This is a genomic window from Streptomyces sp. NPDC031132, from assembly GCF_055570595.1.
The window spans coordinates 148081-168253 of the sequence record NZ_JBVIGX010000003.1 but is presented as its reverse complement, the minus strand read 5'-3'; the positions used below and the strand labels follow the sequence as shown (position 1 = coordinate 168253).

Here is a 20173-nt window from a genome sequence, read left to right as displayed (position 1 = left end):
TCAACCGTCTACTGCTACGACCAGCCCTGATCAGTACCCGCTGGGGTGGGCGGAAAGCCAGGCGGTATGCCCGTCGCGGATGCGGTTGCGCTCCTCGGGGGTGGCGAGGATGACGTCCGCGCCGCCGTCGTACGGGTGGTGGATGCGGGTGAGGTGGGTGTCCGTCACGAACACGCCGGCGAGCGCGTCGTCGGCCACCGCGCGGAGCAGCCGGTCGAGGCAGCCGTGCTGCCAGCGGCGGCGGTCGGCGTAGAAGTACCAGCGGGTGTGGAAGTCGGGCTCCGGGTCCTCGGTGTCGTCCACCGTGGTCCACAACGTGCCCTCCGGGTGGAGGGCACGGCGCTGCGGAGACGGTTCCGTCCCGTCCGCCGCGTCGGACCATGCGGTGGTCACCACGTACACCTCGCCGCCCGCGAACAGCTCGTCGAGGACCGCGTTGTACCGGTCGAGGACGATCGCGTACTCCTCCTCGTCCTCCGCGTAGCGCTTCGACCCGGGCAGGCTGTGGAAGCGCACCCACCGCTCGGAGTACGCCGTCTTCAGCTCGTGCGGGAGCAGCGGGCCGGGCGGCCGCCCGCCCTGCCAGAGGCGGGTCAGCCGCTCGTGCGCGGGATCGACGAGTGGGGCGCTCACGCTCCGGGCGCCTTCGCCACGCCGATCGGGCAGCTGACGCCCGTGCCGCCTATGCCGCAGTAGCCGCCGGGGTTCTTGTCCAGGTACTGCTGGTGGTGCGGCTCTGCCGGCCAGAAGGGGCGGGCCGCTGCCGGGAGGACCGCCGTCGTGATGTCGCCGTAGCCCGAGGACGTCAGGACCTGCTGGTACGCGGGGCGGGAGGCCTCGGCCTCGGCCTGCTGGGCCTCGGAGTGGGTGTAGATCGCCGAGCGGTACTGGGTGCCGACGTCGTTGCCCTGGCGGAAGCCCTGGGTGGGGTCGTGCGACTCCCAGAACAGCTTCAGGAGGGTGCCGTACGAGACCTGCGTCGGGTCGAAGACCACGCGGACGACCTCGGTGTGGCCGGTCAGGCCCGAGCACACCTCCTCGTACGTCGGGTTCTCGGTGAAGCCGCCCTGGTAGCCGGCCAGCGTGGTCCACACCCCCGGGGTCTGCCAGAACTTGCGCTCCGCGCCCCAGAAGCAGCCCAGGCCGAAGTCGGCCGTGTCGAGCCCCGCCGGGTAGGGGCCCGCGAGCGGGTTGCCGAGGACCGTGTGCCGGTCCGGGAGCGAGAACTGGGGGGTCGCGCGGCCCTGGAGGGCCTCCTCGCGGGTGGGGAGCTCGGGCGTGCGGCGGTACGAGAACATGATTCCCTCCTAGTGGTTCTCCCTTAACGGGCGGGGGCGGGCCGGGATTCCCCCCGGACCGCCCCCGGCCGCCGCGTCAGACTTTCGTCATTTCTTCCGCTACTGCGTCACCGAGCGGCGCACGCTGAAGTCCCTCGCCTGCACGTACCGCGCCCTGGCGTCCGCCGAGTACGTCCACGGCGTCGCCCCGACGTACCCGTCGACGGCACGGAACTGCTCCACGGCCTCCGCGTACCGGTCCTGCCAGTACAGGTTCCAGGCCAGCATGTGCCGCACCCGGGCCACCCGCCGGTCGGCCGGGTCCGCCGCCGCCACGTCCGCGAGCGCCGCGTCCGTGGCCGCCACGATCTCCGGCCGCTTGTAGTAGACGTCCGGGTCGACATCCGACTCCGACATCTCGTACTCCAGGTACGCGTACAGCGGCAGCAGCGACAGCAGCTCACCGGGAGCGCCCGACGCCGCCGCCTGCTGCGCGAACGCCTCCGCCTCCTCGTGGGAGCCGCGCCACTTGCGGCACCAGTACTGCAGGGCGCCGGTGTGCGCCGCCAGCACCTTCGGGCCGCGCTTGACGATCTCCGCCCACAGCTGTCCGTACCGCTCGTGGGAGTACCCCAGTGCCATGGCGACCGGCTGCTCCAGCATGTACGGGACCGGATCCGCCGGGTCGGCGAGCCGCTGGGCCTCGTGCATCGCCTCCTGCGAGGCGGCGATCAGCCGGTGGAAGTTCCGGAACTGCTCCTGCGTCGTGTTGCTCGCGCTCAGCGAGCCGCGCACGTTCCACGCCACCAGCACCGACGCGTCCGCGTGCACCGCCGCCGCCGTCGGGTCCTGCGGCTGCGCCGCCCGCCAGGCCAGCAGCCAGGCGTCGTCCTCGGCGGCCAGCTCGGCCAGTTCCCGTACGCGCCGGATCCGCTCGTCCCAGTTCTGCCCGGCCGCGTCCGCCCAGGCCGCGCCGGCCTGCCAGTCGCCCGCCCGTACGGCGTCCAGCGCGGCCGTGTCCGCCGGCAGGAGCGGGGACCCGTTGTCGGTGTCCAGCTGGTCGGCCGGTACGAAGCCCAGCGCGACCGCCGCCTGGCCGTCGGCACGGCTCGCCGGGCGGCGCCCGCCGGCAACGCCGCCGCCCTTGCGGGCGCGCAGCAGCTTGTACGCGCCGCTGATCAGCAGGATCCCGAGGATGATGAGGCCGATCATCAGACAAGCACCAGCTTTCGCAGGGGTTCGGTGTCGGGCAGGTCCGCGACGAGCGCGTCCAGGGCGAGCTCCAGCTGCTCCTCGAAGCCTTCGGACGCGTACTGCAGGGCGGCCGAGTCGGACCAGGACAGCTGCCACCGGGCCGCGCCGCGGGCCGTCAGCTCGGCGGTGACCAGCTGCTGCAGCGCGCGCCGCAGCACGGGGCGGGTGAACTCGCGGGCGGCGCGGCCCGTGGCGGCCGCGGCCTCCTCGGACTTCGGGAAGCGGTCGGCGATCCGCCAGCGCAGCGCCGGGTCGGCGTCGACGGCGTCCAGCAGGGCCGCCAGCTCCGGGGCGGTGCCCTCGGCGGCAACGGCCTCGCGGATCTCCTCCGCGCCCTGGCCGACGTACCGGGTCATGCTCTCGTGGACGAGGTCCGCCCAGTCCAGGCGGGTGAGCGCGAGCGCCTCCGGGGTCAGGACGGCCTGCTCGAGCGCCGCCAGCGCGGCCTGCGGGGAGGCGAGCAGATCCAGCGCCGGGCGGGCCGCCTGGGCGCCGCGGCCGTCGTCGGGCAGGGCCTCGATGCGGGCGACGCGTTCGGCGAGCGCGGGGTGCGAGTCGTACGGGGAGGTGGGCTCGGTGGACAGCTCGCGGCGCAGGTCGTCCAGCTCGTCCGAGCGGGCGTCGAGCAGCTGCCGCAGGCCGCCGAAGACCTGGCCGGCGGGCGGCAGCAGGCCGGCGCCGACACCGAGGGTGGCGTACGAGTCCATGTAGAAGTCGTGCGCCGGGCCGATGGCGTTGAGCTCGCGCAGCGCCGAGGCGGCGGAGTCGCGTCCGGCGACGCGGACCGAGGCCAGGTCGGCGGCGAGCTCCTGGCGGCGGCTGCCGGCGAGGGTGGCGCGCATGTAGAAGCGCGCGTACGCCGTGTAGATCTTCGCCATGGCCCGGTACATCGCGCCTTGGCCCGTGGTGTCGACGTCCTTGGCCTTCTGGCCCTTGGCGAGCCGCTTCTCGGCCGCCTTCTCCTGCCGGGCCCGTTCCTTGGCGACCTTGGTGTCGGCGCGGTCGTGGAAGTGCCCGATGGTGCGGATCAGCTGGGCGCGGCCGCGGGCGATCAGCGGGGTCAGGCGGGTGTCGAGGTTGGCGTAGTGGCCCATCTCGTGGGCGAGCACGGCGCGCAGCTGCATCTCGTCCAGGCCGGTCATCAAGGGCAGGCCCAGGTAGAGGCGACGGGTGCCGGACATCAGGCCCAGCAGCCGGGCGTCCTCGCTGACGGCCGCGTTGACCTCGTCGATCAGCAGGATCTCGTCCGGGGCGCGGGTGCCGACCTGCTCCGCGATGTCGCGGACGGTCTGCCACAGGGCGGGTTCCTGCTGCTCGGTGACGGGCAGGCCGGGCTTCGGGTCGCCCTTGGGGGTGCGGAGCATGAACATGCCGCGCACGATCGGGACCGCGAGCACCACCGAGACGATGAGGATCTTGACGGCGATGCCGCCGTGCAGCCAGGTGACGGTGGCCCAGTCGGCGGCGGCGAGGACGCCGAGCAGGATGAAGCCGAGCAGGTAGAAGCCTGCGAGCAGGACGAGGGCGCGCAGCGCGCGCAGTGAAGCGCCCATATGGACGGATCCCCCCACGGGATGAAGTGGTGCAGGTGCATGTGCAGATGCTGCGGGTGTACGCGGGTGCGCGCGGGCGGGCGATGGTCGGCCGGGCCCGGGCGGTCACGCCGGGCCATCATGCGGCCCCGCAGATCTTTACAGCAACCTTATTCGCCGGAATTCCGCAGGTGGGAGCCAGGGGGGCGGGGGCTCCCAGCTGCGAGCGGCGCCGACTCAGTGCGGCAGCGTCGCCGGGGAGCCGCCGTTGGCCTCGTAGCCCGCCACCGCCAGGGCGCGGTACACCGCGTACTGCGCCGCCGGGTCCGCGGAGACCGACCACGGCAGGGCGCCGACGTAGCCGTCGATGTGTCGGACCTGCTCCATCGCCTCCGCCCAGCGCTCCATCGGCACCAGGAACGACAGCAGCATGTGCCTCACGTGGGCCAGCATCGGGTCGTCCTGGCGGGCGGTGTGCACCGCGTACAGCGCGCCCTCCACCGCCCGGGTCACGACCGCGCCCTGCCAGAAGTTCGTCAGGACGACCTCCGGGACGTGCTCGTACACCGCGAACAGCGGCAGCGCCGCCAGCAGCGAGCCCTGTGGGGCGCGGGCCGCCGCCGCGTGCGCGAAGGCGTCCGCCTTCTCCCGCGAGCCGTGCCACTTCTCGCACCAGTAGTGCAGGGCCGCCAGGTGCGCGCCCATGTGGGCCGGCGCGACGTCGATGACCTTCGCCCAGAGGGCGTCGAACTCCGCCTCCGAGTACCCGAGCGCCCGCGCGACCGCCAGCTCCGTGATGTACGGGACGGGGTCGCCCGGGGCCAGCAGCGCCGCCTTGCGGCACGCCTCCCGGGCCTCCTCCAGGATGATCCGGTGGTCGGTGGAGCCCACGCCGCCCGAGTGCCGCCACGCCTGCTGCACCAGCAGCTCCGCGTGCACCTGCGCGCCGCCCGCGTCCTTCTCCGCCTCCAGCCGCCAGGCCTTCAGCCACTGCGCGCCCACGCCGGGGCGCTCCACCAGCTCCAGGGCCGCCGCGCCGCCGAAGGCCTGGATCCGCTGCCAGCGCAGCTCGCCCTCCTTCGGGGTCCCGGCCAGCAGCTGGGACGCGGCCTGCCACCGGCCGCTGCGCTGCACGGCTTCGAGGGCGTCCATCAGGTCCTCGTCGGGGCCCGGGACGCGGATGTCCAGGTGCTCCTGGCGGGCGAAACCGTAGTTCTCGGGATCGGCCGCATCAGGGCTGCCCGGCGCGACCAGGCGCACGCCGCCGCCCCGCCGGCGCCGTATGTACGGGCTGAAGGCGGCCACGAGCAGGCCGAGCGCGATCAGGAACCACAGAATCTCCATGCCCCCAAGCGAACCAGACGCACCCGCGCGAAGGCCAATGCCCCACCCGCCGTCCGGCCGGACACCCCATAAGCTCTGCCTCATGAGCGACGACAGCCACGAGCACCAGAGCTTCGAGACCCGCGCGATCCACGCGGGCAACACGGCGGACCCGCTGACCGGCGCGGTCGTGCCCCCGATCTACCAGGTGTCCACGTACAAGCAGGACGGCGTCGGCGGACTGCGCGGCGGATACGAGTACAGCCGCAGTGCGAACCCGACCCGGACCGCGCTCGAGGAGAACCTCGCGGCGCTGGAGGGCGGCCGGCGCGGCCTCGCCTTCGCGTCCGGGCTCGCCGCCGAGGACTGCCTGCTGCGTACGCTGCTCTCCCCGGGCGACCACGTGGTCATCCCGAACGACGCGTACGGCGGCACCTTCCGCCTCTTCGCGAAGGTCGTCTCCCGCTGGGGCGTGGAGTGGTCGGTGGCCGACACCTCGGACGCGGCGTCCGTACGGGCCGCCCTGACCCCGAAGACGAAGGTCATCTGGGTCGAGACCCCGTCCAACCCGCTGCTCGGCATCACCGACATCGCGGTCGTCGCCGACATCGCGCGGTCGGCCGGCGCCAAGCTGGTCGTGGACAACACCTTCGCCTCGCCCTACCTCCAGCAGCCCCTCGCGCTCGGCGCGGACGTGGTCGTGCACTCGCTGACCAAGTACATGGGCGGCCACTCCGACGTGGTCGGCGGCGCACTGGTCACCGCCGACGCGGCGCTCGGCGAGGAACTGGCCTACCACCAGAACGCGATGGGCGCCGTGGCCGGCCCCTTCGACTCCTGGATCGTGCTGCGCGGCATCAAGACGCTGGCCGTCCGCATGGACCGGCACGCGGAGAACGCGGCGAAGGTCGCCGAGATGCTGACCCGGCACCCCAAGGTGCACAAGGTCCTCTACCCGGGCCTGGCCGAGCACCCGGGCCACGAGATCGCCGCCAAGCAGATGCGCAACTTCGGCGGAATGATCTCCTTCCAGGTCACCGGCGGCGAGCAGGCGGCGGTCGATCTCTGCGCCCGCACCAAGATCTTCACCCTGGCCGAGTCCCTCGGCGGCGTCGAGTCCCTCATCGAGCACCCGGGCCGCATGACCCACGCCTCGGTGGCCGGCTCGGCCCTGGAGGTCCCGGCGGACCTGGTCCGCGTCTCCGTCGGCATCGAGAACGCCGACGACCTGCTGGCGGACCTGACCCAGGCCATCGGCTGACCGTCTCGTAAGGCCATCACGGAGGCCTTTACGGCAACGACCGCCGAGCGGTGGTCACCAGCCCTCCAGGGGCGGGGAGACACCGCTCGGCGGGATCTCCCACGGCCGGGCCAGCGAGGCCCACACCGCGAAGGCCACCGCCGCCGCGAACAGCAGGACCCAGCCGGCCCGCCGCAGGGCCCTCCGGCGGCGCAGCAGCCGGTCCCCGCGGGCCGCGGCACTGGCCGCGAGCCCGGCCGGGACCACCGGGTGGGGGCCCTCCAGCAGCTGCCTGACCTGCTCCTCCTTGCGGTCGGGGACACTCATGCGGCCTCCCGCGAGCGCATCGCGGCCACGGCCCGGTTGCACAGCACCCGCACCCGCTCGACCGGCAGCCCCAGCTGCGCCGCGGTGACCTCCTCCGCGACCCCCTCGTACACGCGCAGCACCAACACGAGCCGTTCCAGCGGGTCGAGCCGCGCGAGCAGCCCCCTGCCGCCGTGGTGGCGCCAGCCGGTACGGGCGAAGGCGTCGCACAGCTCCCGGCGGGTGTGGTCGTACGGGTCGTCTCCGCGCACCCGGCGCCAGTGCGCGTACGTACGGGCCAGCGCGTCCGCGAGCAGCCGGCGGGCGGCGGCGGGCTCGGTCTCCGGCTCGGCCGTCAGCAGGACGGCGACATGCATGAGCCGCCCCGCCGCACCCGCGACGAAGGCTTCGAACTCCGCGTAGGCGCGCGGCCCGTGGTCGTCCACAGGCCACATAGTGCGGGCAGCGGGACCGCCCCGGTCAAGGGGTGGGACGCCCCCGGCTCACGCCGTCCTCAGGAAGCGGGGCCGGCCTCCGAGACGGCGCCCATCAGCTCCGACAGCGAACCGTTGAAACGGGTCAGCAGGACGGTGAAGGACTCGCGCTCGTCCTCGCTCCAGTCCTCGGTCACCCGGGCCATCAGCTCGCGCCGCGAGGAGCGGACCTCCTCGAGCCGGGCGAGGCCCCGCGGGGAGAGCGCGAGGACCACGGCCCGCCCGTCCTCCGGGTGCGAGGTCCGCTTGACCAGACCGCTGTCGACGAGCGGCGCGACCTGGCGGGTGACGGTGGAGGAGTCGATGCCCATGCCGCCGGCGAGCGCCTTGACACCCATCGGGCCTTCCAGGTCGAGCCGGTTCAGCAGCAGGTACGCGGCGCGGTCCATCGAGTTGCGGGCCTGGCCGACCCCGCCCAGGCGGGTCTGCTCGGCGCGGCGGGCGAAGACGGCCACCTGGTGCTGGAGCGCGTCGAGGAGACCGGCTTCGGCGGACGCCTCGGCCGCCGTGGGCAGGTCGGAATTGGCCGGGGTGGAAGGCATGGCCGTGAGCTCTCTTCACGTGGGGCCGACAAGGATGGGGGACAGAGTACGCGGCCGTGCGGCGGCTCGTACGCCTCGTACGAGAACTGGTACGGGCGGTGGGGAGCAAGGCCCCGGGGTCGTCCCGGATGGCCGGATTTCGCCCCCTGTGGGCTTACGCCGCCGGGCTGTTGGCGGGGCTGTCGGCGGGACGCCCGGGTGCGGGGCGGGCTTCGGCCGGGCTGTGGGGAGAGCTGCGGGCCGGGCTGTCGGCCGGGCTTCCGGGCGGGCCGTGGGCCGGGCGCCGTGATCCGCTCGGGCTGCGAGACTGGCCGCATGAACTACCGCGTGCCCGTGCCCGTCCCGCAGGTCATCCTCGACGACGTCCGGGGGGCCCAGAAGATGCTCTCGGGCGTCGCCCGGGTCACGCCGATGGAAGGCAGCCGGCACCTGACCGCCCTCACCGGCTCCCCGGTCCACTTCAAGTGCGAGAACCTCCAGCGGACCGGCTCCTTCAAGCTGCGCGGCGCGTACGTGCGCATCTCGGGCCTGCGCCCCGAGCAGCGGGCCGCGGGCGTCGTCGCGGCCAGTGCGGGCAACCACGCGCAGGGCGTGGCCCTGGCCTCCTCCCTGCTCGGCGTCCGCTCGACGGTGTTCATGCCCGTCGGGGCGCCGCTGCCGAAGGTGGCGGCCACGCAGGAGTACGGCGCCGAGGTGCGGATGTCCGGGCAGGTCGTCGACGAGACCCTGGCCGCGGCCCAGGAGTACGCGGACCGCACCGGGGCGGTGTTCATCCACCCCTTCGACCACCGCGACATCATCGCGGGCCAGGGCACGGTCGGCCTGGAGATCCTCGAGCAGTGCCCGGAGGTGCGGACGATCCTCGTCGGCATCGGCGGCGGCGGCCTCGCGGCGGGCATCGCGGTCGCGGTGAAGGCGCTGCGGCCGGACGTCAAGGTGATCGGGGTCCAGGCGGAGGGAGCCGCCGCCTACCCGCCCTCGCTGCGGGTCGGGCACCCGGTCTCGATCGACAACCCGGTCACGATGGCGGACGGCATCAAGGTCGGCCGCCCCGGCGACATCCCCTTCAACATCATCGGAGACCTCCTCGACGGCGTCCGCACGGTCTCCGAGGACGCCCTCTCCAGCGCCCTGCTGCTCTGCCTGGAGCGCGCCAAGCTCGTCGTCGAACCCGCCGGATGCAGTCCGGTGGCCGCCCTGCTGAGCCGGCCCGAGCTGTACGGCGGCGGCCCGGTGGTCGCGGTCCTGTCCGGCGGGAACATCGACCCGCTGCTGCTCCAGCGGATCCTGCGGCACGGCATGGCGGCGGCGGGCCGCTACCTCTCGCTGCGGCTGCGCGTGGCCGACCGGCCCGGGGCGCTGGCCGGGCTCCTGGGGGTGTTGTCCGTGGTGGATGCGAACGTGCTGGACGTGAGCCACGTACGGACCGACCCGCGGCTGGGGCTCACCGAGGTGGAGGTGGAGCTGCACCTGGAGACGAAGGGCCCCGAGCACTGCACCGAGGTCGCGCGCTCGCTGCACGCGGCCGGGTACACGGTCATGGGCTGATCCGAACCGTCCGAACCGAACCGAGCCGGCCGGCCCCCGCGAAACGGCGCGCAGCCCCATGGTGGAACGCGATATGACGCGATAGCGTAAGTCACTCGAACGGCCGGGCGAGGACGGCCCGGCGCCCCTAGGATTGCGTAGGAATGTAACGATTCTGCTGGCCCGCTGCACACTGGGAGAACCCAAATGCCAGGCGCCATCTATGCCGAAGGCCTGGTCAAGACCTTCGGCGAGGTACGGGCACTGGACGGCGTGGACCTCGATGTCCCCGAAGGCACCGTGCTGGGCCTGCTCGGCCCCAACGGCGCCGGCAAGACCACGGCCGTGCGCGTCCTGACCACCCTCCTCAAGCCCGACAGCGGCAAGGCCGTCGTCGCCGGGATCGACGTCCTCAAGCACCCCAACGAAGTCCGCCGCGCCATCGGCCTGTCCGGCCAGTTCGCCGCCGTCGACGAGTACCTGACCGGCCGCGAGAACCTCCAGATGGTCGGCCAGCTCTACCAGATGAGCGGCAAGGCCGCGAAGGTCCGGGCCGGTGAACTGCTGGAGCGGTTCAACCTCGCCGACGCCGCAGACCGCACCGCGAAGACGTACTCCGGCGGCATGCGCCGGCGCCTGGACCTCGCGGCCGCGCTCGTCGTCCGCCCGCCCGTCATGTTCATGGACGAGCCGACCACCGGACTCGACCCGCGCAACCGCCAGCAGCTCTGGGACGTCATCCAGGAGCTCGTGGCCGGCGGCACCACCCTGCTGCTCACCACCCAGTACCTGGAGGAGGCCGACCACCTCGCACACGACATCTGCGTGGTCGACCACGGCAAGGTCATCGCCCGGGGCACCTCCGACCAGCTCAAGGCCCAGACCGGCGGCGAACGCGTCGAGGTCGTCGTCCACGAGCGCAACCACATCCCCGACGCCCGTACGGTGCTCGCCGGCTTCGGCAAGGGCGAGACCACCGTCGAGGAGCACACCCGCAAGCTGACCGTCCCCGTCACCGGCGGCGCCAAGCTGCTCGCCGAGGTCATCCGCGAGCTGGACTCCCGCGGGATCGAGATCGACGACATCGGCCTGCGCCGGCCGACCCTCGACGACGTGTTCCTCTCCCTCACCGGCCACGTGGCCGCCCTGGCCGACGAGGAGAACGGCGAGGGCGCCCCGCCGGACGCCAAGGGCCGCCGCGGCCACAAGGCACCGGCACCGGCATCGGTGCCGGCCGCGGCCTCGGCGCCGGCATCGGAACCGGCCCCGGCATCGAAGGAGGCGGCGCAGTGACCACCACCTCCCCGACCCCGCAGCTCGCGGCACCGCCACCGCGCGGCGGCATCGCCCAGGGCGTCAACGACTCCCTGGTCATCGCAAAGCGCAATTTGATTCGCATGTCCAGAATTCCCGAAATGATAATTTTCGGGGTCATCCAGCCGGTCATGTTCGTCGTGCTGTTCAGCTACGTCTTCGGCGGCTCGATCAGCGTCGACGGCAACACCTCGCCCGCCGCCTACCGCGAGTTCCTGATGGCCGGCATCTTCGCCCAGACCGTCACCTTCGCCACGGCCGGCGCGGGCGCGGGCATCGCGGACGACATGCACAAGGGCCTGATCGACCGCTTCCGCTCGCTGCCCATGGCCCGCGGCGCGGTCCTGACCGGCCGCACCCTCGCCGACCTCGTCCAGACCACCCTCACCCTGGTCGTCCTGGCCGTGGTCGCCCTGCTCGTCGGCTGGCGCACCCACACGAGCGCCGGCGAGGTGCTCGCCGGCTTCGCCCTGCTGCTCCTGCTCGGTTACGCCTTCTCCTGGATCGGCGCGCTGATCGGCCTGTCGGTGCGCACCCCGGAGGCGGCGACCTCGGGCGGGCTGATCTGGCTCTTCCCGCTGACGTTCATCTCGAACGCCTTCGTCCCCTCCGACAACATGCCGACGTTCCTGCGGACCATCGCCGAGTGGAACCCGTTCAGCGCGACCGTCCAGGCGGCCCGCGGACTGTTCGGCAACTTCCCGCCGGGGTACGAGGCCCCGGCGGCCTGGCCGATGCAGCACCCGGTGCTCGCGTCGGTCCTGTGGTCCGTACTGATCATCGCGGTCTTCCGGACCCTCTCGGTCCGCAAGTACCGCTCGGCGACCGCGTAGGGCGCACGGAACATGGCACGGGAAAGCCCCCGCCGGATCGCTCCGGCGGGGGCTTCCTGATGTCGTGGGGTGATCAGCCGGTGAACGGCTTGACGTCGAGGATCTTGACGGTGGCCTTCTTGCCGTTCGGCAGCTCGTACTCGGCGTCCTCGCCGATCTTCTTGCCCATCACGCCGGTGCCCAGCGGGGACTGCGGGGAGTAGGTCTCGAAGTCCGAGGACGCGTACTCGCGCGAGGCGAGCAGGAAGGACATGGTGTCGTCCTCGTCGCCGTCGAAGGCGATGGTGACGACCGTGCCGGGCGCGACCTCGCCGTCGGAGGCGGGTGCGGTGCCGACCTTGGCGTTCTCGAGGAGCTGCGTCAGCTGGCGGACGCGGAGCTCCTGCTTGCCCTGCTCCTCCTTGGCCGCGTGGTAACCGCCGTTCTCGCGCAGGTCGCCCTCCTCGCGGGCGGCTGCGATCTTGGTGGCGATCTCCGTGCGTGCGGGACCAGAGAGGTAGTCCAGCTCGGCCTTCAGCTGGTCGTACGCCGCCTGGGTCAGCCAGGTGACGCTCTCGCTCGTCTGGGTCACGGGTGCTCCTCGTCGGTACAGGGGACTACAAAGCCGCCAGCGGCGGGCGAAACCACGAGCCTAACAATTCGGGAAGAAAAGGGGGAGGACACCATGTGTATGAAGTGTGTCATTGGGCCGCTGAGCAGGAAAGAGCTCAGTCTGCCGTGGGCGTGGTGCCCGTTGCCGCCTGGCAGCCCACCAGTTCGATCATCGTCGCGCGGCCGGTGGTCTTCAGCGAGAGCATCTCGTCCACGCGCGTGCCCTTCTGCCCGAAGGTGAAGTCGGCGCGGCCGACCTCGGCGTGCTCCTTGTTCTGGGAGCTCAGCGTGCACACCCCGGTGACCGAGGCGTCCTTGCGCACCTCCAGGTGCACCTTCACCTCGGTGTCCGAGACCACCTGGAACTTGATCACCTCGGCGCTGACGCTCTGACCGGCGACGTAGTCCCAGCCGATCCAGCCCACCAGTGCCAGCAGCCCGACGCCCAGCACCGACCCGACGATCTTGAGCTTCCGGTCCGCACGCTCGTCCGCCGACCGCCCGTAACGACCCTCGGGCAGCCCCTCGCGCACCGCACTCATTGATCGTTCCTTTCGGGAGGGCCGGACTCCAGCATCCCAGGGGCAGCCCCGGAATTTTTCCACCCCCCGATTCGGTCACTATAAGAGGCGATGCCCTGACGACTTAAAGAGGATCCTGTCTTGACCGAGCAGCTTCGACTGATGGCCGTCCATGCCCACCCCGACGACGAGTCGAGCAAGGGCGCGGCCACCATGGCCAAGTACGTGTCCGAGGGGGTTCCCGTGCTCGTGGTGACCTGCACGGGGGGCGAGCGCGGCTCGATCCTCAACCCCAAGCTCCAGGGTGACGAGTACATCGAGAAGAACATCCACGAGGTCCGCGCCAAGGAGATGGACGAGGCGCGCCAGATCCTCGGCATCGACCAGGAATGGCTGGGTTACATCGACTCCGGCCTCCCGGAGGGCGACCCGCTGCCCCCGCTCCCCGAGGGCTGCTTCGCCCTGGAGGACGTGGACGAGGCGGCCGGCCGCCTCGTGAAGAAGATCCGCGAGTTCCGGCCGCAGGTCATCACCACGTACGACGAGAACGGCGGCTACCCGCACCCCGACCACATCATGACCCACAAGATCTCGATGGTGGCCTTCGAGGGCGCGGCCGACACCGAGAAGTACCCGGAGGCCGAGTTCGGCCCCGCTTACCAGCCGCAGAAGCTCTACTACAACCAGGGCTTCAACAAGCCGCGCACCATCGCCCTGCACGAGGCGCTGCTCTCGCGCGGCATGGAGTCCCCTTACGGGGAGTGGCTGGAGCGCTGGAAGGAGTTCGAGCGCACCGAGCGGACGCTGACCACGCACGTGCCGTGCGCCGAGTTCTTCGAGATCCGCGACAAGGCGCTCATCGCGCACGCCACGCAGATCGACCCGGACGGCGGCTGGTTCCGCGTGCCGATGGAGATCCAGAAGGAGGTCTGGCCCACGGAGGAGTACGAGCTCGCGAAGTCGCTCGTCGACACTTCCCTCCCCGAGTCCGACCTCTTCGAGGGCATCCGGGAGAATGCGTAGCTATGAGCGCTACGCAGGCAGCACTGACCGAGCTCCTTCCGCTGGCGGGTGACACGTTCGACAAGAACAAGGTGACCCCCGGAGTCCTGGGCTTCATCGTGTTCGCGGCCCTCGCCCTCGCGGTGTGGGGCCTGATGAAGTCGATGAGCCGCCACATGGGCAAGGTCGACTTCCAGGAAGCCCCGGAGGCGGGCGCGGCGGCCGCCGCCCCCGCCGCGGACCGGGCTCCGTAAGAGCCGTCCTCCGGGCCGATGGCCGCCGCCCTCCCGCTGCGCGGTGGGGCGGCGACTGCGCGTGCCCGGCGATGGTGCGTGACTGCGGTCGGGCCGGCTGCCGGGCCGTACGGCCCGGCAGCCGTTTCCGCGGTCCGCCGTCTTCGGCCTACCGGGCCGGAGGGCCCGGCAGGCAGGCGGTCATACGGTCGGCGAGGCCGGTGGCATCGGGACGCCCATGATCTCCCGCGAGTGCAGGTTCGGGACCAGCGCGAGGCGCCACGCCTGCCAGCCCTCCGCCGGGTCCACACCCCGCCCCAGCACCACCGCGTAGGTATCCAGGCTGTCCTCCAGGCGCCCGTCCCGCATCGGATGCGGCGACGCGGCCAGCCGGGCCAGCTCCGCCCGGGCCTCGTCCACGCCCGCGCCCGGGAGCGCGTACGGCAGCAGCGTGCAGCGCAGGAACCGGGCCCAGTCCTCCCCGCGCCGGTCCCCGTACGAGATGAACAGCCGGGCCGCCTCCTCGCACAGGCCCAGTGCCTGCGAAGCCCGGCCGTTGCCCGCGTCCACCACCGCCAGCTCCAGGCAGGTCCACGCCTCCCCGTGCGCCAGCCCGATCCGCCGGAAATCCGCCCGCGCATCCACCAGCAGCTGCCGCGCGAACCCGGAGTTCCTCAGGTTCCCCGTCTGCGCCGCCCGCTGGTCGCGCGTCACCCGGCCCGAATGGTGCCGGGCGTGGGCCAGCCCGTACACGTCCCGCATCCGCGAGAACATCGTCCGGGCCCGCTCCAGCTCCCGTACCGCCTGGTCGCGCTCGCCGCCCTCCTCCAGCGCCTGCCCGAGGTAGTACAGCGTCCACGCCTCCCCCCGCGCGTCCTCCTGCTCCCGGTGCCGGGCCAGCGCCTCGCGCAGCCGCTCCGCCGCCGGCCCCGGATCCCCGTCCACCACCCGGGCCCGGCCCAGCTGGGTCAGCGCCCAGGCCTGACCGCGCTCGTCGCGCGTCCGCCCGTACAGCTCGAGGGCGAGCTTCAGCTCCGCCTCCGCCCGCGGCACGTCGCCGAGCCGCAGGTACACCTGCCCCAGCTGGAAGTGGGCCCACGCCTCGCCGTGCACGCTCTCGTTCTCCCGGTGCAGGGCCAGCGACTGCTCCAGCAGCTGCATCGCCTCCGCCAGGTGCGCCCGGTCCCGCTCCACCGCCGCCAGGGCGTGCATCCCCCACGCCCGGTCGCCGGCCAGCTTGTCCGGCTCCTGCAGCACCAGCGCCTCGCGGATGCGGGCCGCGGCCTCCGGCAGCTGCCCCTGGTGGTGCAGGGTGATGCCGAGCGAGATCAGCGCCATGCCCGCGCCCGCGTCCTGCTGCGCCTCGATGTACTGGTCCACCACCGAGGTCAGCGTCGTACGGGCCTTGTCCAGCTCGCCGAGCTGGCGCGCCGCGATACCCGTACGCCACTGCACCGAGCGGACCATCCGCCCCTGGCCGGGCTCGCCCTGCCGGGCCGCCTCCACCGCCTGCGTCAGCTCGTTGATCTCGCCGAGCCGGTACAGGTCGCCGCGCAGCAGGCAGAAGTCGCACAGCGCGCCCAGCAGGTCCAGCACCGCCTGCTGGTCCACGTCCTGCGAGTGCCGCAGCGCGGCCGTGATGAAGCTCGACTCGTCGTCCAGCCACCGCAGCGCCGCGTCCAGCGAGGCGAAGCCGTGCCCCCCGAAGTGGTTCGCCCGCGTCGACATCTTCCCGTCGACCATCCGGATCACCGAGTCCGCGAGCTGCGCGTAGTTCCGGATCAGCCGCCCGTGCGCGGCCGAGGCCTCGGCCCGGTCCTCGTCCGCCGCGAGCCGCGCCGCCGCGTACGAGCGCACCGCGTCGTGCATCCGGAACCGCTCCCCGCGTACCGGGTCCAGCAGGCCCGCCTGCGCCAGCTCGCGCAGCAGCCGCCCGGCCGCCGCCTGGTCCGCGTCGATCAGCGCCGCCGCGGCCGACGGGCCGAGCGAGGCCCGCCCGGCCAGCGTGAGCCGCCGCAGCAGCCGGCGCCGCTCCTCGGGCAGGCGTACGTAGGCCAGGCCGAGGGCGTCCTCCAGCGCATCGGCGCCACCGGGGCCGTCCGCCCCTGCCGCTCCCAGCGGGGCCAGGACGCGCAGGGCCAGCGGAAGCCCGCCGCCGAGGGCGAGCAGCCCCCGCACGGCCTCTTCCTCGTACGGGGCCCCGCCGGCCGCCTCCGCCCCGGCGCGCACCAGCTCCGCGCCCTCCGGCTCCGCCAGCCCCTCCACCGGCAGCTGGTGCACCCACGCCGCCAGGTCCGGCAGCTCCAGCGGCTCCCGCGCCGTCACCAGCACCAGGCTCTCCGACCGCTCCGGCACCAGCATCCGCACCTGCGCCGCATCCACCGCGTCGTCCAGCAGCACCGTCACCGGCAGTCCCTGGAGGTGCTGGTGGTACAGCTCGCCCAGGCGCCGGACCTGCTGATCCGCCGAGGACCCCTCGCGGAACAGCAGCTGCTCGCGCGGGGCGCCCAGCCGGTTCAGCAGGTGCAGCAGTGCCTCCCGGGTCGACAGCGGCGTCTCCCCGCTGAGCGAGCCGCCCCGCAGGTCCACCACGCAGGCCCCACGGAACTGGTCCCGCAGCGCGTCCGCGGCCCGCAGCGCCAGGGCCGTGCGGCCCACGCCCGGCTCGCCGTGCAGCACCACGACCACCGGTCGGGTCTCCGTGCTGGCCCGGGCCGCCTGCACCCACTGCGCGATCCGGGTCAGCTCCGCCCGTCGGCCCGTGAACAGGGTTCCGGACTGCGGGAGTTGACCGAAGGACTGCTCCAGCACGCTGCGCCGCCGGGCCTCCGCGCTGCGGTCGGTCCCGCGCAGCTGGGGAGTCGTGCTCCGGGCGGGCTGCCGGGGCACCCGCGCGGCGGCGGCCACCGCACGCTGCTGCTCCAGGAACGGGCGGATCCCGCGCACCTCCAGCGCCGTCAGCCACTGCAGCCTCAGCTGCTCCGGCCCGCCGGGGCGGCCGCGCACCCCGGCCCGGCGGTTCGCGGCGGGCAGGTGCAGGGCGGTCACCTTGGCGACCGTGGCCGCCGCCCCGGCGATGCCGGTGACGGCCCCGGCGGTCAGCGCGGTGCCCGCCGCCACGCCGAGCGACAGGTCGGCCCCGACGGCGGCGGCCGCCGCCACCGCCGTCACGAGCAGGGCCGTCGAGGTGTTCCCGCGCCGGAAGGCATCGCCGAGGGACTCCTCCCCGGCCGTCGCCTCGTCCAGGGCCCGTACGTACGCCTCGTACTCCTCCGAGGCGCTCGCCGCGAGCGCGTCCAGCGCCTCCAGGCCGCGTGCCAGCAGCGCTGCTTTCTCGACCGGTTGCCCCGTCCCGGCAGCCCGCTGGGCCTCCTCGTCCACGGCCCGCTCCAACAGCCGCTCGGCCTCACCGCGATGGCTGTCCCGCATCGGCATCCCCCTCAAGAGAGCTCCGGCAACGTGCCCCAAGTGTCCGCCGGGACTGCCGCGAGCGCGAGGGAACTTGAGCTAGATCAGAGGGAGTTGGTCCAAGTTCGGTCGCCCGAGTGCATATATGTACGTTCTAGGCTGGGCAGATGAGCCGACGGTGGAAGACCCTCGTACGGTGCGTGCCCGCAGTCCTCGCCGCCCTGGCCGGCTGCGGCGCACAGACCGGGCCCGCACCACGCGGATTCGTACCGCGGTACGAGGAGCCGGCGGCGGCCGACGCCGCCCACGCCCGCTTCCTGCGCGAGCGGCGGCTGCCGGAGCGCACGGCCGACGCCCTCAACGCCTACCTCGACCTCCCGTACGAGGTCACGGTCCTCGTCCGCTCCTGCGCCGGGGAGGGCTCCGGCTACGACCCCGACACCCGGCGGATCGAGCTCTGCTACGACGACCTGGCGGACGAACGGGAGCTCGTCACGACCGACGAGGAGGTGGCCGACGTGATGACCGAGACGCTCTACCACGAAGCCGGCCACGCCCTCGTCGACGCGCTCGACCTGCCGTACGGCGGGGACCGCGCCGAGGAGGACGCCGCCGACCGCTTCGCCGCGATCATGCTGATCCGCGAGGGCCCGGACGGCGAACGCAAGCTCCGCACCGCCGCCGAGGCCTACGCCCGCACGCCCGCGGACCCCGACGCCGGGCGCGACGAGCACGCACCGCCCGCCGCCCGGGCCGCGGCCCACCTCTGCCTGCTCCACGGCGCGGCCCCCGAGCGCCACCCCGACCTGGCCGACCGCACCCGCGGCTGCACCCCCACCTGGCCCCAGGCCCGCGACGCCTGGACCCACGACCTGGCGCCGCTGGTGCGGTGAGCCCGCGGCCTCCCGGACCGCCGCCTCCCCGGCCCCGATCGCATCGAACGGCGACCCACCGCCGCCGCCCCTCCCGTCGGCACTCGGGGTCGCCGTACGGCGCGTGCACCGAACGGCTACCCCGATGGTGACGCCTTCCCGGCTGCCCGGATCGTGATGCCTTCCGACACTCCGTTATAGCGAGTCGAACGATCTACCGCTTCCTTCGATTGCGCGGCGAAGATTGAACCGCCCAATTAGGTGACGTCGTTATAGTTGGCAAAATCGAAGGAATTCTCATGAGCCTGCCCGGGCCTTGGTGGCGTGCAAGTCAAAGCTATGTCTCGGAGATCCTCTCGCTGCTCGCAGCCGCGCCGGATCGAGATTTCTTCCATTGGCGCGGCAAAACCTTCTCCGGTGGCGATCTGATCCGGTCCGTGACTGAAACGTTCCTTGCGCTGCGCAACCGCGGAGTGGGCAAGGGGGATGTGGTGGCGGTCCTGGTCGCACCCAACAGCCCTGAGACGCTCACCGTCCGGTACGCGACCCATCTGCTCGGCGGCGCCGTCTGCTATTTGCGAACCACCAACCCTGGTACCAGGGCAACGGTCCTCCCGTTGGATCACCAGATCCAGATCCTGCGTGAGACCGAAGCCGTGACCATCTATGCCGATGCCGAAGGTTCGGAGCGCGCGGCAGAGCTTGCTGATGGCAGTGGGATACCGGTGACGCGACTTCAGCACGGGGAAGGCAGTGAGGCTGGCCGGGCCGATGTTGCCGACACCCCGGACGCCGTTTCATGGGACCCGAATGTACTGGCCTTCATCAACTTCACGAGTGGCAGCACGGGACGGCCCAAGGGAATCCGGTTGTCGGGCCGGGCGTGGGAAGCCACCGTGCGTGCATGGATGGAAGTCGGTCGTGAGTACGACTGTGCGTCGATCCTGATATCGACCCCTCTGAGTCATGGCGTCGCCCCGATGGCGGACGCGGTCTTCGCCATGGGCGGAGCGCTCTATGTCCATGAGGCCTTCGATGCCGAGAAATTCGTGGACACCGTCTCCGTGGAAAAGGAGATCTCGTGGACGTTCATGGCGTCAAACCACGTGTTCCACGTCCTCGACCATTTGCTTGAGCGAGGAATCGGCGACAGGGAAGCCTTGGAGGCTGCGGGCCTTTCTTCGCTGAAGCGGATTGTCTACGGCGGCAGTCCCGCGGCGCCTGCCAGAATTGCACAGGCTTATCGGATCTTCGGCCCCGCCATGGCGCAGGGCTATGCCGCGAGCGAGTGTGGTCGGATCACGATCCTGACACCTGAGGAGCACGGCGACCCGGATCTCGCGGCCACCGTCGGCCGACCCTTCCCTGGGGTGGAACTTGCTGTCTGCAACTCGGATTCGGGTGCGCAACTGGCGACTGGGGAAATCGGTGAGGTTCGCGTCCGCTCGCCTCAGATGATGGACGCCTATAACGGCGAACCGGAACTGACTGCGCGAGCTCTCCGTGACGGATGGTATTTCACCGGAGATATCGGTCGTCTCGACGAGCGAGGCTATTTGACTCTCCTGGGTCGGGTGGCCCACGTCATCAAGGTCGGTGGCGTCAAGGTTCATCCCATCGTTCTCGAGGCGGAAATTCTTGCCCACCCGGGTGTCCGGCACGCCGCCGTGTACGGCGTGCAGGACGCGGATGGAAGCGAGCACATCCACGCCGCAATCGAATGCGATCCGGCCGAGGCGGTCGAAGTGGAGAACATCCGCGCGAGCATCGCTGAGAAGCTTTCCCCGATTCACGTGCCCGAGCAGTTCCATATCTTGAGCGTGCTGCCGATGAACAGCAGCGGCAAGCCCGACAAGGTGCTCCTGAAGTCGCAGTATTCCTAGCGTGGACCTTTCGGTTCGCAG

At 72.1% G+C, this 20173-nt stretch carries 19 protein-coding genes; 8 read left to right on the top strand and 11 right to left on the bottom strand.

Annotated features, from left to right (window positions below; all coding sequences use genetic code 11):
* Nucleotides 1-30: 30 nt before the first annotated feature.
* From ACZ49B_RS06410 to ACZ49B_RS06390, 5 genes are all read right to left on the bottom strand, one after another.
* Entirely contained in the window at nucleotides 31-633 is a 603-nt protein-coding gene (locus tag ACZ49B_RS06410; RefSeq protein ID WP_468301003.1) for a DUF3885 domain-containing protein, read from the bottom strand.
* Nucleotides 630-1298: a peptide-methionine (S)-S-oxide reductase MsrA gene (gene msrA, locus ACZ49B_RS06405; RefSeq protein ID WP_468301000.1), complete on the bottom strand. Its 669-nt coding sequence runs from the start codon at nucleotides 1296-1298 to the stop codon at nucleotides 630-632. The genes ACZ49B_RS06410 and msrA overlap by 4 nt, the downstream gene beginning before the upstream one ends.
* Before the next feature lie 99 nt (nucleotides 1299-1397).
* The gene (locus ACZ49B_RS06400) at nucleotides 1398-2489 is read right to left on the bottom strand and encodes a hypothetical protein (RefSeq protein WP_468300998.1); all 1092 of its coding nucleotides are present in this window, start codon (nucleotides 2487-2489) and stop codon (nucleotides 1398-1400) included.
* On the bottom strand, nucleotides 2489-4084 hold the full coding sequence (locus ACZ49B_RS06395) for a M48 family metallopeptidase (RefSeq protein ID WP_468300995.1): 1596 nt from the start codon (nucleotides 4082-4084) through the stop codon (nucleotides 2489-2491). The genes ACZ49B_RS06400 and ACZ49B_RS06395 overlap by 1 nt, the downstream gene beginning before the upstream one ends.
* A gap of 216 nt (nucleotides 4085-4300) precedes the next feature.
* Nucleotides 4301-5407, bottom strand: a complete 1107-nt coding sequence (locus tag ACZ49B_RS06390; protein WP_468300993.1) for a hypothetical protein — start codon at nucleotides 5405-5407, stop codon at nucleotides 4301-4303.
* A gap of 82 nt (nucleotides 5408-5489) precedes the next feature.
* On the opposite strand from ACZ49B_RS06390, the gene ACZ49B_RS06385 reads away from it, so the two are divergent.
* Nucleotides 5490-6647 carry a cystathionine gamma-synthase gene (locus tag ACZ49B_RS06385; RefSeq protein WP_468300990.1) on the top strand — a complete coding sequence of 386 codons (1158 nt, stop codon included), beginning with the start codon at nucleotides 5490-5492 and terminating at the stop codon, nucleotides 6645-6647.
* A 54-nt stretch (nucleotides 6648-6701) separates the two neighbouring features.
* On the opposite strand, the gene ACZ49B_RS06380 is transcribed toward ACZ49B_RS06385, so the two are convergent.
* The 3 genes from ACZ49B_RS06380 to ACZ49B_RS06370 are packed head-to-tail and all read right to left on the bottom strand — an operon-like array spanning nucleotide 6702 to nucleotide 7968.
* On the bottom strand, nucleotides 6702-6953 hold the full coding sequence (locus tag ACZ49B_RS06380; RefSeq protein ID WP_468300987.1) for a hypothetical protein: 252 nt from the start codon (nucleotides 6951-6953) through the stop codon (nucleotides 6702-6704).
* Nucleotides 6950-7387, bottom strand: a complete 438-nt coding sequence (locus ACZ49B_RS06375; RefSeq protein ID WP_468300984.1) for a sigma factor-like helix-turn-helix DNA-binding protein — start codon at nucleotides 7385-7387, stop codon at nucleotides 6950-6952. Before ACZ49B_RS06375 ends, ACZ49B_RS06380 begins: the two co-directional genes overlap by 4 nt.
* Before the next feature lie 59 nt (nucleotides 7388-7446).
* Entirely contained in the window at nucleotides 7447-7968 is a 522-nt protein-coding gene (locus ACZ49B_RS06370) for a MarR family winged helix-turn-helix transcriptional regulator (RefSeq protein ID WP_051831981.1), read from the bottom strand.
* 315 nt (nucleotides 7969-8283) lie between these two features.
* Between ACZ49B_RS06370 and ilvA the strand changes: the two genes are divergently transcribed.
* The 3 genes from ilvA to ACZ49B_RS06355 all read left to right on the top strand — a co-directional run bounded on the left by ilvA (nucleotide 8284) and on the right by ACZ49B_RS06355 (nucleotide 11642).
* Nucleotides 8284-9516: a threonine ammonia-lyase gene (ilvA, locus tag ACZ49B_RS06365; RefSeq protein ID WP_468300980.1), complete on the top strand. Its 1233-nt coding sequence runs from the start codon at nucleotides 8284-8286 to the stop codon at nucleotides 9514-9516.
* Between the two features lie 186 nt (nucleotides 9517-9702).
* A complete protein-coding gene (locus ACZ49B_RS06360; protein WP_468300977.1) occupies nucleotides 9703-10788 on the top strand; it encodes an ATP-binding cassette domain-containing protein in 1086 nt (361 codons plus the stop codon).
* Nucleotides 10785-11642, top strand: coding sequence for an ABC transporter permease (locus ACZ49B_RS06355; RefSeq protein WP_468300974.1), 858 nt, complete (start codon nucleotides 10785-10787; stop codon nucleotides 11640-11642). The genes ACZ49B_RS06360 and ACZ49B_RS06355 overlap by 4 nt, the downstream gene beginning before the upstream one ends.
* Nucleotides 11643-11715: 73 nt before the next feature.
* Here the strand turns inward: ACZ49B_RS06355 and greA are convergent, their stop codons facing one another.
* Together greA and ACZ49B_RS06345 are read right to left on the bottom strand one after the other, a co-directional pair.
* The gene (gene greA, locus ACZ49B_RS06350; protein WP_030155035.1) at nucleotides 11716-12213 is read right to left on the bottom strand and encodes a transcription elongation factor GreA; all 498 of its coding nucleotides are present in this window, start codon (nucleotides 12211-12213) and stop codon (nucleotides 11716-11718) included.
* 136 nt (nucleotides 12214-12349) lie between these two features.
* Complete coding sequence (locus ACZ49B_RS06345) at nucleotides 12350-12775, bottom strand: DUF4307 domain-containing protein (RefSeq protein ID WP_468300971.1); 426 nt, start codon at nucleotides 12773-12775, stop codon at nucleotides 12350-12352.
* Between the two features lie 120 nt (nucleotides 12776-12895).
* On the opposite strand from ACZ49B_RS06345, the gene mca reads away from it, so the two are divergent.
* Both mca and ACZ49B_RS06335 read left to right on the top strand, forming a co-directional pair.
* Complete coding sequence (gene mca / locus ACZ49B_RS06340; RefSeq protein WP_468300969.1) at nucleotides 12896-13777, top strand: mycothiol conjugate amidase Mca; 882 nt, start codon at nucleotides 12896-12898, stop codon at nucleotides 13775-13777.
* 2 nt (nucleotides 13778-13779) lie between these two features.
* Nucleotides 13780-14010, top strand: coding sequence for a hypothetical protein (locus ACZ49B_RS06335; protein ID WP_468300967.1), 231 nt, complete (start codon nucleotides 13780-13782; stop codon nucleotides 14008-14010).
* A gap of 180 nt (nucleotides 14011-14190) precedes the next feature.
* Here the strand turns inward: ACZ49B_RS06335 and ACZ49B_RS06330 are convergent, their stop codons facing one another.
* Entirely contained in the window at nucleotides 14191-17418 is a 3228-nt protein-coding gene (locus ACZ49B_RS06330; RefSeq protein WP_468300965.1) for a tetratricopeptide repeat protein, read from the bottom strand.
* A gap of 146 nt (nucleotides 17419-17564) precedes the next feature.
* On the opposite strand from ACZ49B_RS06330, the gene ACZ49B_RS06325 reads away from it, so the two are divergent.
* Entirely contained in the window at nucleotides 17565-18290 is a 726-nt protein-coding gene (locus ACZ49B_RS06325) for a DUF4344 domain-containing metallopeptidase (RefSeq protein ID WP_468300963.1), read from the top strand.
* A 278-nt stretch (nucleotides 18291-18568) separates the two neighbouring features.
* A complete protein-coding gene (locus tag ACZ49B_RS06320) occupies nucleotides 18569-20152 on the top strand; it encodes a class I adenylate-forming enzyme family protein (protein WP_468300962.1) in 1584 nt (527 codons plus the stop codon).
* Nucleotides 20153-20173: the final 21 nt, after the last annotated feature.

Bases quoted from the DNA above. Each gene is read 5' to 3' on its own strand.
- ACZ49B_RS06370 (WP_051831981.1), bottom strand. From the start codon at position 7,968: ATGCCTTCCACCCCGGCCAATTCCGACCTGCCCACGGCGGCCGAGGCG.
- ACZ49B_RS06345 (WP_468300971.1), bottom strand. From the start codon at position 12,775: ATGAGTGCGGTGCGCGAGGGGCTGCCCGAGGGTCGTTACGGGCGGTCG.
- ACZ49B_RS06325 (WP_468300963.1), top strand. From the start codon at position 17,565: ATGAGCCGACGGTGGAAGACCCTCGTACGGTGCGTGCCCGCAGTCCTC.
- ACZ49B_RS06385 (WP_468300990.1), top strand. From the start codon at position 5,490: ATGAGCGACGACAGCCACGAGCACCAGAGCTTCGAGACCCGCGCGATC.
- ACZ49B_RS06395 (WP_468300995.1), bottom strand. From the start codon at position 4,084: ATGGGCGCTTCACTGCGCGCGCTGCGCGCCCTCGTCCTGCTCGCAGGC.
- ACZ49B_RS06330 (WP_468300965.1), bottom strand. From the start codon at position 17,418: ATGCGGGACAGCCATCGCGGTGAGGCCGAGCGGCTGTTGGAGCGGGCC.
- ACZ49B_RS06390 (WP_468300993.1), bottom strand. From the start codon at position 5,407: ATGGAGATTCTGTGGTTCCTGATCGCGCTCGGCCTGCTCGTGGCCGCC.
- ilvA (WP_468300980.1), top strand. From the start codon at position 8,284: ATGAACTACCGCGTGCCCGTGCCCGTCCCGCAGGTCATCCTCGACGAC.
- ACZ49B_RS06380 (WP_468300987.1), bottom strand. From the start codon at position 6,953: ATGAGTGTCCCCGACCGCAAGGAGGAGCAGGTCAGGCAGCTGCTGGAG.
- ACZ49B_RS06335 (WP_468300967.1), top strand. From the start codon at position 13,780: ATGAGCGCTACGCAGGCAGCACTGACCGAGCTCCTTCCGCTGGCGGGT.
- ACZ49B_RS06320 (WP_468300962.1), top strand. From the start codon at position 18,569: ATGAGCCTGCCCGGGCCTTGGTGGCGTGCAAGTCAAAGCTATGTCTCG.
- ACZ49B_RS06375 (WP_468300984.1), bottom strand. From the start codon at position 7,387: ATGTGGCCTGTGGACGACCACGGGCCGCGCGCCTACGCGGAGTTCGAA.
- ACZ49B_RS06400 (WP_468300998.1), bottom strand. From the start codon at position 2,489: ATGATCGGCCTCATCATCCTCGGGATCCTGCTGATCAGCGGCGCGTAC.
- ACZ49B_RS06360 (WP_468300977.1), top strand. From the start codon at position 9,703: ATGCCAGGCGCCATCTATGCCGAAGGCCTGGTCAAGACCTTCGGCGAG.
- msrA (WP_468301000.1), bottom strand. From the start codon at position 1,298: ATGTTCTCGTACCGCCGCACGCCCGAGCTCCCCACCCGCGAGGAGGCC.